This window comes from Tindallia texcoconensis, assembly GCF_055383815.1.
The window spans coordinates 293,839-310,558 of the sequence record NZ_AP042431.1 but is presented as its reverse complement, the minus strand read 5'-3'; the positions used below and the strand labels follow the sequence as shown (position 1 = coordinate 310,558).

The 16,720-nt window shown below is 38.0% G+C and carries 15 protein-coding genes and 1 tRNA gene; 12 read left to right on the top strand and 4 right to left on the bottom strand.

Annotated features, from left to right (window positions below):
- Window positions 1-51: 51 nt before the first annotated feature.
- Window positions 52-128: transfer RNA gene (locus tag ACZ47N_RS01540), tRNA-Ala, on the bottom strand.
- Between the two features lie 126 nt (window positions 129-254).
- Here ACZ47N_RS01540 and ACZ47N_RS01535 point away from each other — a divergent pair.
- The 4 genes from ACZ47N_RS01535 to ACZ47N_RS01520 all read left to right on the top strand — a co-directional run bounded on the left by ACZ47N_RS01535 (window position 255) and on the right by ACZ47N_RS01520 (window position 4,598).
- Entirely contained in the window at window positions 255-1,481 is a 1,227-nt protein-coding gene (locus tag ACZ47N_RS01535; protein WP_464887383.1) for a molybdopterin molybdotransferase MoeA, read from the top strand.
- Between the two features lie 41 nt (window positions 1,482-1,522).
- The gene (locus tag ACZ47N_RS01530; RefSeq protein WP_464887382.1) at window positions 1,523-3,448 is read left to right on the top strand and encodes a molybdopterin biosynthesis protein; all 1,926 of its coding nucleotides are present in this window, start codon (window positions 1,523-1,525) and stop codon (window positions 3,446-3,448) included.
- Between the two features lie 26 nt (window positions 3,449-3,474).
- On the top strand, window positions 3,475-3,912 hold the full coding sequence (locus ACZ47N_RS01525) for an MOSC domain-containing protein (protein WP_464887381.1): 438 nt from the start codon (window positions 3,475-3,477) through the stop codon (window positions 3,910-3,912).
- A gap of 65 nt (window positions 3,913-3,977) precedes the next feature.
- On the top strand, window positions 3,978-4,598 hold the full coding sequence (locus tag ACZ47N_RS01520) for a GGDEF domain-containing protein (protein WP_464887380.1): 621 nt from the start codon (window positions 3,978-3,980) through the stop codon (window positions 4,596-4,598).
- A 66-nt stretch (window positions 4,599-4,664) separates the two neighbouring features.
- Here ACZ47N_RS01520 and ACZ47N_RS01515 read toward each other — a convergent pair whose 3' ends face one another.
- The 3 genes from ACZ47N_RS01515 to ACZ47N_RS01505 all read right to left on the bottom strand — a co-directional run bounded on the left by ACZ47N_RS01515 (window position 4,665) and on the right by ACZ47N_RS01505 (window position 9,691).
- Window positions 4,665-5,471 carry a histidinol-phosphatase HisJ family protein gene (locus ACZ47N_RS01515; RefSeq protein WP_464887379.1) on the bottom strand — a complete coding sequence of 269 codons (807 nt, stop codon included), beginning with the start codon at window positions 5,469-5,471 and terminating at the stop codon, window positions 4,665-4,667.
- Window positions 5,472-5,989: 518 nt separating this feature from the next.
- Entirely contained in the window at window positions 5,990-7,930 is a 1,941-nt protein-coding gene (locus tag ACZ47N_RS01510) for an ABC transporter ATP-binding protein (protein ID WP_464887378.1), read from the bottom strand.
- Window positions 7,931-7,948: 18 nt separating this feature from the next.
- Window positions 7,949-9,691, bottom strand: a complete 1,743-nt coding sequence (locus tag ACZ47N_RS01505) for an ABC transporter ATP-binding protein (protein WP_464887377.1) — start codon at window positions 9,689-9,691, stop codon at window positions 7,949-7,951.
- Window positions 9,692-9,997: 306 nt separating this feature from the next.
- Between ACZ47N_RS01505 and ACZ47N_RS01500 the strand changes: the two genes are divergently transcribed.
- The 8 genes from ACZ47N_RS01500 (at window position 9,998) to ACZ47N_RS01465 (ending at window position 16,706) form a co-directional block, all read left to right on the top strand.
- Complete coding sequence (locus tag ACZ47N_RS01500; protein ID WP_464887376.1) at window positions 9,998-10,921, top strand: diacylglycerol/lipid kinase family protein; 924 nt, start codon at window positions 9,998-10,000, stop codon at window positions 10,919-10,921.
- 17 nt (window positions 10,922-10,938) lie between these two features.
- Window positions 10,939-12,177 carry a competence/damage-inducible protein A gene (locus ACZ47N_RS01495; protein WP_464887375.1) on the top strand — a complete coding sequence of 413 codons (1,239 nt, stop codon included), beginning with the start codon at window positions 10,939-10,941 and terminating at the stop codon, window positions 12,175-12,177.
- Window positions 12,178-12,206: 29 nt separating this feature from the next.
- On the top strand, window positions 12,207-13,235 hold the full coding sequence (locus ACZ47N_RS01490) for an inorganic phosphate transporter (protein ID WP_464887374.1): 1,029 nt from the start codon (window positions 12,207-12,209) through the stop codon (window positions 13,233-13,235).
- Between the two features lie 202 nt (window positions 13,236-13,437).
- A complete protein-coding gene (locus tag ACZ47N_RS01485; RefSeq protein ID WP_464887373.1) occupies window positions 13,438-14,088 on the top strand; it encodes a CoA transferase subunit A in 651 nt (216 codons plus the stop codon).
- 2 nt (window positions 14,089-14,090) lie between these two features.
- Entirely contained in the window at window positions 14,091-14,741 is a 651-nt protein-coding gene (locus ACZ47N_RS01480; protein ID WP_464887372.1) for a CoA transferase subunit B, read from the top strand.
- 141 nt (window positions 14,742-14,882) lie between these two features.
- Window positions 14,883-15,584, top strand: coding sequence for an HAD family hydrolase (locus ACZ47N_RS01475; protein WP_464887371.1), 702 nt, complete (start codon window positions 14,883-14,885; stop codon window positions 15,582-15,584).
- Window positions 15,585-15,679: 95 nt separating this feature from the next.
- Entirely contained in the window at window positions 15,680-16,372 is a 693-nt protein-coding gene (locus ACZ47N_RS01470; RefSeq protein ID WP_464887370.1) for a molybdenum cofactor guanylyltransferase, read from the top strand.
- On the top strand, window positions 16,338-16,706 hold the full coding sequence (locus tag ACZ47N_RS01465) for an Asp23/Gls24 family envelope stress response protein (protein WP_464887369.1): 369 nt from the start codon (window positions 16,338-16,340) through the stop codon (window positions 16,704-16,706). The genes ACZ47N_RS01470 and ACZ47N_RS01465 overlap by 35 nt, the downstream gene beginning before the upstream one ends.
- Window positions 16,707-16,720 lie beyond the last annotated feature (14 nt).

Here is a 16,720-nt window from a genome sequence, read left to right as displayed (position 1 = left end):
AAAACGAAAAAAGGATCCAGTAATAGAAGGATCCTTAGAAGTTAATATGAATGGTGGAGACGAGGGGGCTCGAACCCCTGACCTCTACACTGCCAGTGTAGCGCTCTCCCAGGCTGAGCTACGCCCCCACAACAAAATGAATTATAGCATAGGTCATGATGAGATGCAAGACTAAAATTAAATTCTAGCTGAAATCTTTTAAATAAGGTAAACTATGGATAGGCAACTTTAATAATTGCTTAAGGAGTGTTAATATGGATCTTTTTAAAACTCGTAGCGTAGAAGAGGTGCAAAAAATCATAGAAGAACTGTCAGAAGATCTTCTACTTGAAACTGAAGAATGTTTAACAATGGATGCTTTACACAGAACCTTATCGGAATCCCTTAAAAGTCCTATCGATGTCCCTGGTTTTAATCGTTCAACAGTAGATGGATATGCGTTGAAAGCGGCTGATACCTATGGTGCATCTGAATCGATGCCTGCAATGCTTAAAGATTGTGGAGAGGTTGGTATGGGGGAAGAAACAATCATTATCCTGTCGGCAGGAGAGTGTGTATATGTACCTACAGGTGGAATGCTTCCTGTGGGGTGCGATGCGGTTGTGATGATTGAATTCTCTGAAAAACTTGATGAGAAAACAGTATTGATCCACCAGCCAGTAACGATAGGTGCCAATATCTTGAAAAAAGGCGAAGATATAGGTCAAAACGAAATAATACTGAACAAAGGACACCGATTACGACCTCAAGATTTGGGTCTTTTGTCTGGAATGGGTTTTCAGACGTTTCTTGTATTTAAAAAATTGAAAGTTGGAATCATTTCTACTGGGGATGAAATAATACAACCAGGAGATAAATTGGATCCTGGAAAAATAATTGACATGAATACGTATAGTCTTTCAGCTGCAGTGAAAGAAGATGGATGTGAAGTCTTTGAAACAGCGGTGGTTCCGGATGATTTAGAATCTTTAAAGATGAAGATAAAAGAGATGATGAAAGAGTGCCAGTTGGTTTTGATATCTGGCGGAAGTTCTATGGGACATCATGATGTGACGAAAGATGCCATTGATAGTATGGGAGAGCCTGGCGTGGTTGTACATGGCATGTCGGTCAAACCTGGGAAGCCAACCATTATTGGGAAAGCGGATAAAACAATACTATTGGGGTTGCCGGGGCAGCCGGTATCAACTTTAGTGGTATATCGGATTTTGATTCGACCATTGCTAAAGAAAAGAATGAATCACAAAACCCTCGTGCCCACGATCAAAGGTGTTTTAGCGGAAAATATTTCTTCTGCACCAGGCCGAGAGCATTATGTGATGGTGAGATTGGAAGAAGGTTTGGAGGAAAATAGGATTTGGCCAGTTCATGGAAAATCTGGTATGCTCTCCATGATGAGTCGTTCACAAGGATATATAAAGATTGAAGCCAATCAAGAAGGATTATCAAAAGGAAGTGACGTAGAAATGGAAATTTTTTAATGACGGTATAAAGACATTTTAGAGAGAGAGGATGGGGTAAAGTGGGGACAAAAGAGAGAAATGTATACCTAACCAATACACCGCTAGATGAAGCTGTGGAACGTTATATAAATATCGTGAAGGAATCTTTCGGTGGCTTCCCAGTAGAAAGGGTATCTGTGTCTGATTCGCACAATCGAAAAACATCTAAACCAGTTTTTGCTAAAATATCTGCACCTCACTATAATGCAGCGGCAATGGATGGGATTGCCGTTAACGCGGAAGACACATTTGGAGCTTCAGAAACAAATCCAATACGATTAAAAAAAGAAAAGCATTTTCAAGTAATTAATACTGGAGCTCCTTTAAAATCTAGGCTAAATGCGGTTGTAATGATCGAAGATGTGGTGGAATTGGATAGCGAAACCGTTGAAATAAGACAGGCAGCTAGTCCTTGGCAACACATAAGACCTGTAGGGGAAGACCTTGTGAAGGGAGAACTGATCCTGTCAGAGAATCACGTCATTCGTCCGCAGGATATTGGGGCTCTCCTATCTGGTGGTATTGAACAAGTTGATGTTTTTACTCAAATGTCTGTGGGTATTATTCCGACAGGATCTGAAATTACAGCTTTAACAAATCCGCTTCCAGAAGGAAAAATTATCGAGTCTAATAGCAAAATGTTTTGTGCCTTGCTTCACAGCTATGGAGTGATAGGGAAGACGTATCCAATTGTTAAAGACGATCCAGAAAGCATTAAACAGTCTATTAAGACGGCTATAAAATATAATGATGTGTTGGTAGTGAATGCAGGTTCATCTGCTGGTACAAAGGATTATACCGTTGATATACTTCGTGAACTAGGGAATGTTTATACCCATGGTGTTGCCATTAAACCTGGAAAACCTGTGATTTTAGCAGAAGTAGATGGAAAACCAGTGGTAGGGATTCCTGGTTATCCAGTGTCTGCATATGTAGTGTTTGAACAAATTATTCGACCTTTGGTCTACCTTCTTCGAGATGAAGTGGCTCCTAAACCTGAAACGTTGAAAGCCACCTTAGTCAGAAGAGTTGTTTCTTCTTTAAAACATGAAGAATTTATTCGTGTAAAGCTCGGGAAAGTAGAGGATCGATGGATTGTGACGCCCTTAAATCGAGGTGCTGGTGTTACGATGTCGCTGGTTCGTGGGGATGGCATTCTCAGGATTCCTCAGTCCTCTGAAGGCTATGAAAAAGGTGAACTGGTAGAAGTGGAGCTATCAAGGCCCATAGATACGCTTTTTAATGTGTTGGTGTCTATAGGTAGCCACGATATTGTAATGGACTTGTTAGCAAATGAGATGAAAAAGTATGGGAGCAGCCTGGGACTTGCTTCTTCGCATGTTGGAAGTATGGGTGGCCTGATATCGATGAAACAAAATGAATGCCATCTTGCGCCGATTCATTTACTGGATGATCATACTGGCAAATACAATGAGTCCTATGTAAAGAAGTATTTTCCGGGTGAAAAAATGTGTTTGATTAAACTGGTTAAACGTTGTCAAGGATTGATCGTTCAACAGGGAAATCCAAAGAAAATAAAAAGTTTAAAAGATTTATCCAGAGAAGACGTTGTCATGGTAAATAGGCAAAAAGGAGCGGGGACAAGAATTCTTTTGGATCATTTATTGCAAAAGTTATGCGTGGAGCGGGATGAAATCACAGGGTACCATCGTGAAATGACTACTCATATGGCAGTAGCTGCTGCCATAAAAACAGGAACAGCTGATTGTGGAATGGGTGTAGAGTCTGCTGCTGTAGCGATGGAATTGGAATTTATACCTGTGGAATGGGAGGACTATGATCTTTTACTACGGGAAAAACAACTTGAAACTGAAAAAGTGAAACAATTACTGGAAATTATTAAAAGTGAGTCATTTAAACTACAGATTCAAGCCTTAGGCGGATATGATTGTTCGGATATGGGTATCGTAAAAATTATTGATTAAAATATCAATTGATGGGAGGAAAAAGAATGGCGAAAGTACTGTCGATTAATATAAGTAAAGAGAAGGGTGTTGTTAAAAAACCGGTAGAAGAAGGGCTGTTTATTGAGGATCATGGATTAAAAGATGATGCTCATGCAGGGGAATGGCATCGTCAAGTGAGTTTGTTAGGACAAGAAAGTGTTGATAAGATAAGGGCTTTGGGTGTGATCCATGATTTGGAAGCTGGGATTTTTGCTGAGAATATTCTGACGGAAGGGATTGTTCTTTATGAACTTCCTGTTGGCACAAAGCTTAAGATAGGAGATACCTTACAGGAAGTGACACAAATTGGCAAAGAATGCCATCATGGATGTGAAATTTTTCAAAAAGTTGGTGATTGTGTTATGCCAAAAGAAGGTATTTTCACAAAAATTTTAAAAGGAGGAACCATTAAAACTGGTGATGAAATAGAAATTTTAATGTGATTTTTAGTAGTAAAAGGGTACATAATCATCATGGGAATTGATGACTTCAGTGAGGTGAATCGATTATGATAAAAACGATAGAAGGATTGATGACGGAACAAGAGTTGTATTGCCATTTGGAAAATGAAATACAGTCTTTTTCCAAAGAGATTGTATTGATTAAGGTAAATATTGATGATTTTGAAACAGTGAATCGATTTTATGGCGAACATGTTGGAGATCAGGTTATCCGCAAAATCGCAAATACCCTAGAGGGAAATTTGAGAGAAAATGACTTGGTATGTCGAACCCACAAAGATGAATTTATGGTAATGATGTTGGAGACGCCTCGAGAAACTGGCCATTTACTTATTGAGGAAATACGGAAATTTTGCGACGATCATACAATTTTAGCTGGAGATAAAGATCTAAAGGTACGATTTAGTGCTGGACTATCTTCTTTTCCCCATAATGGAAAAACCACAGAAGCGTTGATCGAAAACGTAGATAAAGCTTTGAAAAAAGCTAAGTGCAATGGCAAAAACCAAACAATTGTGGCAACTAGTCACATTTGGGTGGAAAAGAAGGTGTGTATAGCGAGAGAAAAAGCACAAAATCTGAGTCGTTTAGCTGGAAAGCTTAACAAAACCGAAGCTGGTCTTATGAGAGAGGGACTTGAGGATCTACTTAAAAAATACAACACATAAAAACAGGTATCGCTATGCGATACCTGTTTTTATGTGGCAAAAGAAAGGCTTTTGGTTTGATTGGCACTAGAGTAAAGATTCGATTTTATGAAATTGTGGCTTGAGTTTTTCGAAGGTGCAAATATATCGAAAACCGATGGAATGTAATGTCCTTAATGTTTCCAATAAATGATAACCCAACTCTGTTATTCTGTGGGTATCTGAGCCAATTACTAGGATTTCTCCTCCCATCTGGTGATATAGCTGTAATATATCTATAGATGGATGAGTATCCCCTAAATGGTAGCGAAAACCTGAAGTGTTAACTTCTAGTCCTTGGTTTCCTTGAATTATTTCTTTGAAAATCAATTCCAGCATATCATAATAATGCGGAAGGTTTAAAACCTTATCATAGTCTCCATAACGTTTAATCATGTCCAAGTGGCCAATAACTGAAAAAGGAGCATCTTGTCTAACTGTCTTAAGTAAGTCATCAAAATAATCCGTGTATGCTTCTGCTTGTGTCCGATTATCAAAAAAGTCGCCAGCAAAAATATCGGATTTTTTTGCGCTGTGTAAGGAACCGATAATAAAATCAAAAGGATATTTTTCGATATCTTCTCTATATTTTTGTAAAATATGAGGCTGAAGACCAAATTCTACTCCTGCTTTTAAGCGAATTTGACTCTGGTAATCATAGGCAGTTTTTTCTAGCTCGCGGAAAAAATCCTCATAGGAAAAAGTGAAGTGACTCCCTTTGCCATCGTAATCATAATCTTTATGGTCTGTAAAACAAATTTCTTTCAACCCTATTGAGATGGCTTTTTCGGCCAGGTCTTTCATAGAATGATACCCATCAAAAGAATGGTGTGTGTGAATATGATAATCAAACATAAAAAGCCTCCTTGTGTGTGATGGTAGAAAACAATTCTTTTACCATTGTAATCGAAAGAAAGAAGGCTGTCAAAACGAATTAACACAAGATAAACTTGCAAAAAATGATTGTATTCATCAAAGGAAAAGCAGTATCGATTGCTTAATAAAGATGCTGAAAGATAAAATAAGAATTGAAAAAATTTTTAAAAATGAAAAATGTAAAAAATAAGCTTCGCAATCAAGTTGACAGATAAATGGTGGAATAGTATAATATCCATCATAATAATAATTTGAACTAGTTTGTAGGGGGGATGATAAAAATGAAAAAAATGGAAAAGCAATCAGTTGAAGATACTGTAAAAACAGTGAAGTGCAGAGTGTTAACATGTATACACTGTGTTTTGGACAGATGTACGCTTGAAGCTTGCGAACTACAAGAGAGGGTTTTTATGCAAGAGTATTAAACAAAGTGCCAAAAGCCCCTTGGGAAGCATATATTTCCCAAGGGGCTTTTGATATCTATGGCAGAGTGGTCATTACTTTTTCTCGTGGGATTGGTATTGTAGGGTATAGAGTTTATGGTAATAGCCTCTTTGTTTAAGAAGTTCTTGATGATGACCTGCTTCAACGATTTCGCCATGATGTAAAACAATGATTTGGCTACAATGCTGAATTGTTGAAAGGCGATGTGCAATGGCAAAGGTGGTTCGACCATTCATTAAGCGAGGGATAGCCCCTTGGATTAGACTTTCTGTTTCTGCATCAATATGTGCTGTCGCTTCGTCTAATATTAAAATGGATGGATCAGAGGCCAAGGTTCGAGCAAAAGAGATAAGTTGTTGTTGACCTGTTGAGAAGTTATTACCTCTCTCTAAAACCTGATGTTGATATTGCTGAGGGAGATTTTCAATAAAGTGATGAGCGTTGACTTCTTTGGCGATTTCTTTAATTGGTGAAATGGATCCAAATTTTTGACTTATATTAATATTATCTGCTATGCTTCCAGAAAACAAGAAAACTTCCTGTTGAACAATACCTATATGTTGACGAAGATATTTTTGGCTGTATTCACGGATATCGATATCATCGATTAAGATACTGCCGTGCTGAATATCATAAAAACGAGCCAAAACATTTATAATAGATGTCTTGCCAGCTCCAGTGGCGCCAACAAAAGCGATGGATTCTCCTGCTTTGGCTTTAAAACTGACATTTTTTAGAATCCATTCCTCGTCCTTGTATGCAAACCAGACATTTTTAAATTCAACCGAGCCGTTTATGGTTGCAGGTTCATAAGCTTTGGTTTTGTCAATAATAGCGGGAGGTTGATCCATTAGCTGGAAAATGCGTTCTGATGATGCCATAGCAGACTGCAGTATGTTATATTTTTCTGTCAAGTTATTGATAGGTTGAAAAAATAAACGAATATAATTAATAAAAGCAAAAAGAATTCCAAATTCAATCATTTGATCGATGACCAATCCGCCGCCAAAATAAATGATCAAGGCCATGACCAAAGAAGAAATTAACTCTACTCCTGGTCTGAAAATTGAAGAAATAAAATTTTCGCGCTCGTTTGCCTTTAATAATTGATGGTTTAAATCTTGGAATTGATTGCTACGATTGGCTTCCTGTTTATAAACATGGATGGTTTTGATGCCAGAAATATTCTCGTTCAAAGATGCATTGACACGGGCTAGGTGAATGCGTACATTCCGGTAAGCTTCTCGGATTTTACCCCTAAAATAATAGGATGCCAACAAAACAACTGGGATCATTGAAAAAGTTATTAGAGCTAGTTGGCGGTTGAGACTAAGCATAATGATAACAATTCCTAGTAAAAGAAAGAGGTCTTTAAAAAGATTTACCAATACATTGGTATACATCTCATGAAGGGTTTCTGTGTCGTTAGTTATACGGGTGACTAAACGTCCAACAGGTTGCTCATCGAAAAAAGAAAGGGACATTTTTTGGATGTGGCTAAACAAGTCATGGCGTATAGCAAAGATGATTTTATTGCTGGCATAATTAAGGATATAAACTTGAGCGAAATTAATAAAAAAAGCTGCAAATAAAATTCCTATAAGGATAAAACCAATCCTTAAAACAGAGCGTGAATCTTGGGCTCTCAATGCCTGTACTTGATGCTCAGATAATTTGTTTTCTTCGGCAACGGAAGAAAGATAGAAATTTCCATCTTTCCTTAAGACTTTAATGGAATGATCTGGCACTTGCTCATGAAAATAAGCAGCGGTATCTTCGTTTAAGGTATATTCTTTCTCGGAATAGTGAAGATGGTTGTCGATTGCAATTTTAAAAAGATAGGGCTGCGCTAGCTCGGCAAATGCTGTAAAAGCAAGTAATACAATGGCTAACACTAGCAATAAAAAATGTGGCTTAGCATAGCATAATAAACGTTTCATTAATGAACGATCATACGTTTTTTCTAGCGTTTCTTCTTCGAAATAACTGCTCAATGCCTTCAGCTCCCATTATTAAAGTATTTCTTTTTCCAACATCTGTTGACGGTATTGATGAGCATAGTATCCATCCCTATCTAAGAGTTCTTCATGAGTACCCAACTCTGCTATTCTCCCTTTATCCAGGACCATGATTTGAGTGCAGTATTTTAAAGTTGAAATACGATGAGCGATGATCAATGTAGTTTTAGTGTTGATGGTTTCTTGAATTCCTTCTAATATTTTCTCTTCTGTTTGTGTGTCTACAGCAGATAAAGCATCGTCTAAAATCAAAAAAGAAGGGTTTTTTAAAAGTGCTCTGGCGATGGCCAGCCTTTGTTTTTGTCCGCCAGATAAAGTGACACCACGTTCTCCTACAATAGTATCGTATTGTAGTGGAAATTGAATAATATCTTGATGCAATCCAGCTAAAGTAGCAGCCTCTTCAATTGATTGTTGCGTAGAAGACTCCACTCCAAATCCAATATTTTCCCGAATGCTTGTAGAGAAAATAAAGCTATTTTGCTCCACGTATCCAATATGATGTCTTAAAGATTCTAGGGATAGCTGCTTCAGGGGGGAATTATCAATTGAAATAATGCCATCGTCTGGGTCGTATAAACGAAGTAATAAAGTTGGGATGGTGCTTTTTCCGCTTCCTGTGTGGCCGATAATGCCTAAAGTTGATCCGGGTTTGATTTGGAAGCTGAGATCTTTCAAAACCTGATTCTCTTCTGAATTGTAGCTAAAAGAAACATTTTCAAAACTGATGGATCCAGTGAAGTGTTCTAAGTGAATAGGATGAGGCGATTCTATTATTTCAGGTTTTTCAGCCATTACTACATTAATTCGTGCCATGGAAGCGGCGCCGCGTTGCAATATGTTGATGACGAACCCAATAACAGGAACAGACCAAACCATAGAAGCCAGATATGCATTAAAAGCTACAAAAGAACCCAAGGTAATGGTATGGTTTAGAACCAAATGGGTACCATAAATAAGAGTAATAAAAAAACTAATACTAGATATAAACTGGATGGTTGGTGTAAAGGTTCCAAAAAGTAATGCTAGACTCATGTTTTGTCGGAAAAGATTGTCATTGTATTGATCAAAATCAAGGAGTTCTTCTTTTTCTCTAGAAAAGGATTTAATAACTCGAATGCCAGAAAAATTTTCTTGTGCCTTTTCTGTTAGTTTTGAAAAATTTTCTTGAACATTTTTAAAACGATAATTAATAGCTCTACCAAAGCAATAAATAGTAAATGCTAGAAAGGGCATTGGAAGAAGGGCTAGAAAGGTTAAACGTATATCTGTAGTAATCATCATCATAGTGACAGCGGCTATGTTAAGAAATAATGCATCTGTGAGGGTTATGATACCGCCGCTGGCGGCCATGCGAACTGCCAAAATATCGTTAGTGGCATGAGCCATCAAATCACCTGTTTTTTTTCGGCTATAATAGGACGTTGATAATCGGAGAAACTGATCAAACATTTCATTTCTAAGTTCGTATTCCATGCGTCTAGATGAATTTATAATAAGAATCCGCCAGAGGAACCGGAAGACCATCATCAGAAATCCTATGACAACTATGAGGATGCTATAAAACAACAATTTTTCTCTGTCTAAAGTATCAAACATAATTGCATCTGTAACACGACGAAGGATTTCGGGGACTGCAAGCTGCAATGCATCTACAGCGATGAGAGAGAGAACACCCCAGATATAAAAATGCTTATATTTTTTTAAAAAAGGAACAAGAGCTAAATAACTTGACAATATAATCACCTCGCTTTTAACTTTCGAAACCCCACCGATATCATCTATACCCTAGTAAAAATGAAAAGAATCATAGAACTTGTTGAAAGTATGGATCGAAAAATTGTTTCCATGATTCTTGAAACCTTATGGATTTCAAGAAGAACTTGGAATTTGTATGATCCTTATGAATTAAAAACAGATTGAAACGGGAATGTATATAATGATAAGATTAATCGAAGCATTCCATCCTTCTGGAAAACAATTTATAAAGTGAGAAGAAGTAGAAATGGATTCTACAAAAAACTGTCAGAAAGGGAGACGTCCATGAAGAATTATGCAGTGATTGTAAATCCAAAAGCAGGTAGAAAATTGGGTTTAGAGCGATTTGAATCACTGAAAAAAGTGATTTTAGAAAGAGAAGAATGTGAGTTTTTTGTTCATGAAACAAAAGGCAAAGAAGATACCATGGAAGCTGCCGCTAAATTTGGATCAGGTCATTATGAGATGATCATTGTTTTTGGGGGGGACGGAACCACTAATGAAGTGGTGAATGGCTTGATGAAAGCTGGAGCAGTTATTCCTTTAGCATTATTTCCAATGGGAACGGCTAATGATGTGGCGACTCATCTTAAAATACCTAAGAATCTGCAAACCTATGCTGAGATGATTCTTAAACCATTGATAATTCCTGTAGACGTAGGGAAAGCGGGAGACAGATATTTTTTAAATGTGGCAGCTGGTGGTCTTTTACCTGATTTGGCACATAAAGTATCGGCAGAAAAAAAATCAATCCTAGGCAAATTTGCTTACTATTTAGAAGGTTTTCTTGAATTTCCGAAACAGTTTTTTCAGACCATTGAAATCGAATTGGAGTTAGAAGGTAGAGTAGAAACACGAAAAACACTTTTTTTTCTACTAGCCAATGGACCGATTGTCGGAGGATTTAAGAATCTTGTGCCTAAAGCATCCCTTGAGGATGGGAAATTAGACTTACTTATCGTTGAAAACACAGAGCTTCAAGACATGGCTAACGTATTTTTAAGCTTTTTAAGAAAAAAAGAAACACCTAAGAAGGGGATAGCATATTATCGTGTTGATTCTTTTCGATTAAATAGCAAGCAAGAGGTGGATATAGATGTGGATGGTGAACTATGTGGTCAGCTACCTATGAACTTTAGTGTCATCCCCTACGCTCTTCAACTGATTGCTCCAGAAGACTATGGGACTCAACAGGTAGAAGAAGCATAAGAATGTGAGGAGATCAGATGAAGGCAGAGATTGTGAGTATAGGAACTGAAATATTGTTGGGAGACATTACAAATACAAATGCTCAGTATTTGGCAAAACGATTGGCAGAGCTTGGGATTTATGTATATTATCAAACCGTGGTGGGGGATAATCCAGAAAGGGTTATGAAAGCTTATGATATTGCTTATAGTAGGGCGGATCTTATCGTTATCTCTGGTGGACTAGGACCCACAGAGGATGATATAACAAAAGAAATAGCAGGAAAATATTTTTCTTGTAAAATGGTTTTTTTTCCAGATATATGGGACTCAATTTACGGGTTTTATGCAAGTAGAGGCTTAGCTCCTTCTGAAAGTGCAAAAAAACAAGCTACTTTTCCTGTTGGTGCTGATATTTTAAAGAATGGCTACGGTACAGCTCCAGGTTGTTGGATTCAGCAGGATGATAAAATAATGGTTATGATGCCTGGGCCACCAAAAGAAATGATCCCTATGTTTGAAGAGCAAGTAGTGCCTAAATTGGCGTTTTATTTGAAACAGACATTTCATTCGAAAACTTTTCGCATATGTGGTATAGGAGAAAGTCAGGTAGAAGAAAGGCTTTTAAAGCTCATACATCATCAAAGCAATCCCACGATTGCACCCTATGCTAAAGAAGGTGAAGTTCATATAAGGGTGACGGCCAGAGCAGAATCCGTGGAAAAAGCTGAACTCTTATTGAAGCCAGTGGAGAAAGAAATTTATAGTCTATTGGGATCTCTGATTTATGCGGAAGGTGAGTTGAGTTTAGAAGAGAATGTGTATCAACTTATGAGATCCAAAGGGCTGACGCTTTCTGTAGCAGAGTCTATGACTGGTGGATTAATCTGTGCCAGGCTGGTTAATGTAACGGGGATGTCATCTTGCCTAAAAGAAGGTAGGATAACCTATGGGATTGAATCTAAAATTCAACAATTGGGGATTCAGCCTTCGTTAATTGACAAACATGGTGTCGTTAGTAAAGAAACGGCGATAGCTATGGCAAAGGGAGTGGCTGCTGTTTCGGGATCTGATGTTGGCTTGGCGGTTACGGGTTGGACAGATTCAGGAACAGATGAATCACAGTTGGGTTTAATGTGGATTGGATTGTTTATGAAGGGTTTTCAGAAAGCAACGTGTGTACATTTATCCGGAAAACGAAATCAAATGCGGTTTAGAGGAACCAGCATGGCTTTGTGTTGGCTGTTACAACAAATAAAAGAAGATGTATACGAGTAATCAGTAAGTCTGATTAAAGGGGGGGTTTCATGGGAGCGAATCCAGCTGCATTATTTTTTCTGTCTGCAGGTCTTTTTATGGGTTGGTCTCTGGGTGCTAATGACGCAGCAAATATTATGGGCACGGCGGTAAGCACTAGAATGATTAAGTTTGGATCGGCTGCTTTGATCATAGCGATTTTCGTAACACTTGGTGCTGTTATTAGTGGGGCTGGAACGACGGAGACATTGGGAGAACTTGGGAACATCCATCGCTTAGAGGAAGCTTTTATGGCTTCTTTAGCGGCAGCTATTGTTGTTATGGTCATGACTTGGAAAGGACTACCTGTTTCTACTTCTCAGTCTATCATAGGCTCTTTGGTGGGGTGGAATTTGTATCATGGTCATTCGATAGACTGGTCATTGTTAATGCGTATAGCGGGTACTTGGGTGTTCGCGCCGATTCTTGGTGGTGTGATGGCTGTTATTTTATACTTGTTGTTTTCTTGGTTTTGGAAAAACATGCCGGTTCATATTCTTCGGCGGGATCGTTGGTTGAGAATATCGTTGCTAACCGCAGGAGCTTTTGGTGCCTATAGCCTTGGAGCAAATAATATGGCCAATGTAATGGGGGTTTTTGTGAACAGCCTGGAAATACCAGGACTGTTAGTGGGGGAGACTGTGATTTTATCTGGTCAGCAGATGTTATTTTTGCTGGGGTCCCTGGCAGTTTCGACAGGGGTGTATACATACTCACATAAAGTTATGTCAACTATCGGTAGTGGGATTTACAAACTAACACCTGCGCATGCTCTTATTATTGTGCTTTCTAGTGGGCTGGTACTTTTTCTATTTGCATCCCAAAATTTACAATCTTTTCTATTGGAAAAAAACTTACCAACTTTTCCCTTGGTTCCAGTATCTCAATCTCAGGCTGTTGTAGGTTCGGTTGTAGGGATTGGTTTGGCAAAGGGAGGAAGAAACATAAAAGCGTCTTTACTAGCGAAGATCTTTGCAGGTTGGGTAATTACTCCTCTGGCGTCAATTGCTATGGTTTTCTTTTTGCTAACATTCTCGTAATTGATAGGAGAACAGCATGTTTAATTTCTCAAGAAATGGATTTTGTTATATTGGCTACAGGAATTATACTTTCAACGATTTTCGAAATAGGAATTGAATTTACAGCCAGACTTGGACAAGTAGGTATAATTCTGGTATCATGTAGTAGGAATGTCCTAAAAAGGGCTTAAGTAAGACTAATATAGTCAAAGGAGGGTGTTATATGAGTAAAGTTGTCTCACTGGAAGAAGCACTTAAGTTTGTTAAAGATGGAACAACGGTTATGATCCCTGGGTTTATGGGAGCAGGAACACCAGAGACATTGGTGGATGGTTTGGTAGATAAGAAAGTAAAAGATTTATTTCTTATCTGTACGGACACAGCAAGACCCAATGTTGGAATTGGAAAGCTGATAGTGAACGGACAGATAAAAAAGCTATATGCATCTCATATTGGGACAAACCCAGAAACGGGTAAAATGATGAATGAAGGTTTAATCGATGTTACATTAATACCACAAGGAACACTAGCGGAAAGAATTAGAGCTGGGGGTGCTGGACTAGGTGGTTTTCTGACACCCACAGGTGTTGGTACTGTTGTAGAAGAAGGAAAGCAAAAAATGGCTTTAGATGGAAAAGAATATCTTTTAGAAATGCCTTTGAGAGCAGATGTGGCATTGATTCGAGGAACAAAAGTGGATAAAAAGGGGAATGTATGGTATAACGCAGCTACTAGAAACTTTAATACTCATATGGCAACAGCTGCGGATGTTGTGATAGTTGAAGCCTGCGAACTGGTAGAGGTGGGGGAAATTGATCCCAACAACGTTATGACACCAGGCATTTTTGTGGATTACATTGTAAAGGGGGAATAAGAATGGATATTCGTGAAAGAATTGCAAAGAGAGTGGCAAAGGATTTTCAAGATGGCGATATTGTTAACTTAGGCATAGGGATGCCCACTCTTGTAGCGAATTATATACCTGAAGGTATTGAAGTGATTCTTCAGTCTGAAAACGGGTTTGTGCGTATGGGACCTGTTCCAGAAGAAGGAAAAGAAGATCCAGATGTCGTGAATGCAGGAGGGCTTCCTGTAACCGTACTAGAAGGGGCTGCATACTTTGATAGTGCGACTTCTTTTGGTATTATTCGTGGTGGACATGTGGATGCTACTGTTCTGGGAGCTCTTCAAGTAGACCAGGAAGGGAATTTAGCTAACTGGATGATTCCAGGAAAACTAGTTCCTGGAATGGGGGGAGCAATGGACTTAGTAGTAGGAGCTAAAAAAGTCATACTAGCCATGGAGCATACGGCTAAAGGGAAACCTAAAATTCTAAGATCTTGTACACTTCCTCTTACAGCAAAAAAAGAAGTAGACATGATTGTAACGGAAATGGGCGTCTTTGAAATTACGCCTGGTGGCATGTATTTAAGAGAAATTGCACCTGATACAACCGTAGAAAAAATCAGAGAAGTAACCGAAGCAGAGTTTATTGTAGATGAAGATTTAAAAACAATGGATGATTAATTTGTTTTATCAGTAGGATAAGGCCCGCCATAAATGGAGGGCTTTTTTTATGGGGAAATAGGGTCATTGTTATTTAAAGCTTGTTTCGATATAATAAGAATAGAATATATTCTTAATTTATTCTGACAGGAGGCGTTTCGAATGAAAACAATCCTATTTGACTTAGATGGCACCTTACTGCCCATGAACTTAGAGAAGTTTATGAATCTGTATATAACTGGTTTAACCGAAAAATTTAAGCCATTCTTGGCTCCAGAAGTGTTCAGGGATAGACTCTGGGCAGCAACAAAATCAATGATGAACAACACAGGTAGAAAAAAAACTAATGAAAAAGTATTTGAGAATACATTTATGCAAGACCTTCCCATGACTAAGGAAGAAGTTAAAAATATTTTCCATCAATTCTATAAAAATGATTTTGATGTAGTCAAGCCATCGACCTGGAAAGAGCCTAAAATGGTAGAAATTGTTAATATTTTGAAAGAAAAAAACTATCAAATAGCCATAGCGACTAATCCTTTGTTTCCTAAAGAAGCAGTTTTACAACGGGTAGATTGGGCGGGATTGAATAAAGAAGACTTTCAATTTATCACAACCTATGAATTAATGCATGCAGCCAAACCAAATACAGAGTATTACGAAGAATTGCTTGAATATCTAAATGCATCGCCTAAGGAGGCCATGATGATAGGAAATGATGCATTTGAAGATTTGGCTGCAGGGAGTTTAGGGATACAAACATATTTGCTAACAGATCATTTGCTAAATAAAGAGAAGCAAAAGATAGAGCCAACTATTCAAGGAAGTTCCCAAGATTTATTAGAACTTGTGAAAACCTTATAAATTCTTTTGCATCATTTAGGCAGAATTTTCTTTCGATATGCTATAATAGGGAAATAGATTCTCATTTTTAATGGAACAAGAAATGGGGAATGGATATGGTGAAACATCGGATTTCTGCTGTCGTGCTAGCTGGAGGTGGCAGTACGCGCATGGGAAAAAACAAAGCGTTGCTAAGAATTGGCGATAAGCAAATAATACAGATGATCGTGGAGGTGCTGCAGGATTTGTTTGATGAGATACTGCTGGTAACCCGTAATCCTTCTACTTTTCACATGCTGGATGATGTTCGTTTCGTGGTAGATGAAATAGACACTCCTAAAAAAAATTCTCTGATAGGTCTTTATTCAGGTTTGTTGAACGCTAGCCATGACTATATATTTATAGTGCCTTGTGACATGCCATTTTTAAATCGTGAATTCATTACACATATGGTGGAAACATTGGATGGTGAAGATGTTAAAGTTCCTATGATAGGGTCACATTTTCAGCCGTTACATGCCTTATATCGTAAAACCTGCTTACCTTTTATAAAAAAACAATTGGATGAAGAGCATTACAAAATAGTTGATTTTTATGATCATGTGCTGGTAAGACCTGTTTGTGAAACGCAAATAAAGCAGTTGGATCCAGGGTTGCGAGGATTTACCAATATTAATACAGAATCAGAATATCAGCAGGCCAAATTAAGATGGGCGTTGGACTATCCGACACAAAGGAAAGAAACGAAAAAAAGACAGAGGAGGGCAAAGCAAAATGAAACAAGAAGATCCAATGATATTTTACAGTGAACAGGGAAAAATTAGAATATCTGATGATATTATTATGACGATTGCTCGAAATGCTGTAAAGGATGTTGAAGGAATTATCACGATCAGCGGAGGATTTCCTGGTGGTATTCAAGCGCTTTTCAATAAAAATACAGCCACAAAAGACGGTGTTAGAATCGAAAAAGATGAAAAGAGTATTAATCTTAACTTATCCATTGAATTAGTGTATGGTGTTTCTATTCCTTGTCTCGTTGAAGATGCCCAAAAAAAAGTGAAAGAAGCCGTAGAATCTATGACGGAAGTACCTGTTGAGAATGTGAATGTTTTTGTGCACGATATTAAGGTGGTTGAATAAGAAAAAACGAGAAC

Bases quoted from the DNA above. Each gene is read 5' to 3' on its own strand.
- ACZ47N_RS01535 (WP_464887383.1), top strand. From the start codon at position 255: ATGGATCTTTTTAAAACTCGTAGCGTAGAAGAGGTGCAAAAAATCATA.
- ACZ47N_RS01525 (WP_464887381.1), top strand. From the start codon at position 3,475: ATGGCGAAAGTACTGTCGATTAATATAAGTAAAGAGAAGGGTGTTGTT.
- ACZ47N_RS01520 (WP_464887380.1), top strand. From the start codon at position 3,978: ATGATAAAAACGATAGAAGGATTGATGACGGAACAAGAGTTGTATTGC.
- ACZ47N_RS01515 (WP_464887379.1), bottom strand. From the start codon at position 5,471: ATGTTTGATTATCATATTCACACACACCATTCTTTTGATGGGTATCAT.
- ACZ47N_RS01500 (WP_464887376.1), top strand. From the start codon at position 9,998: ATGAAGAATTATGCAGTGATTGTAAATCCAAAAGCAGGTAGAAAATTG.
- ACZ47N_RS01495 (WP_464887375.1), top strand. From the start codon at position 10,939: ATGAAGGCAGAGATTGTGAGTATAGGAACTGAAATATTGTTGGGAGAC.
- ACZ47N_RS01490 (WP_464887374.1), top strand. From the start codon at position 12,207: ATGGGAGCGAATCCAGCTGCATTATTTTTTCTGTCTGCAGGTCTTTTT.
- ACZ47N_RS01485 (WP_464887373.1), top strand. From the start codon at position 13,438: ATGAGTAAAGTTGTCTCACTGGAAGAAGCACTTAAGTTTGTTAAAGAT.
- ACZ47N_RS01480 (WP_464887372.1), top strand. From the start codon at position 14,091: ATGGATATTCGTGAAAGAATTGCAAAGAGAGTGGCAAAGGATTTTCAA.
- ACZ47N_RS01475 (WP_464887371.1), top strand. From the start codon at position 14,883: ATGAAAACAATCCTATTTGACTTAGATGGCACCTTACTGCCCATGAAC.
- ACZ47N_RS01470 (WP_464887370.1), top strand. From the start codon at position 15,680: ATGGTGAAACATCGGATTTCTGCTGTCGTGCTAGCTGGAGGTGGCAGT.
- ACZ47N_RS01465 (WP_464887369.1), top strand. From the start codon at position 16,338: ATGAAACAAGAAGATCCAATGATATTTTACAGTGAACAGGGAAAAATT.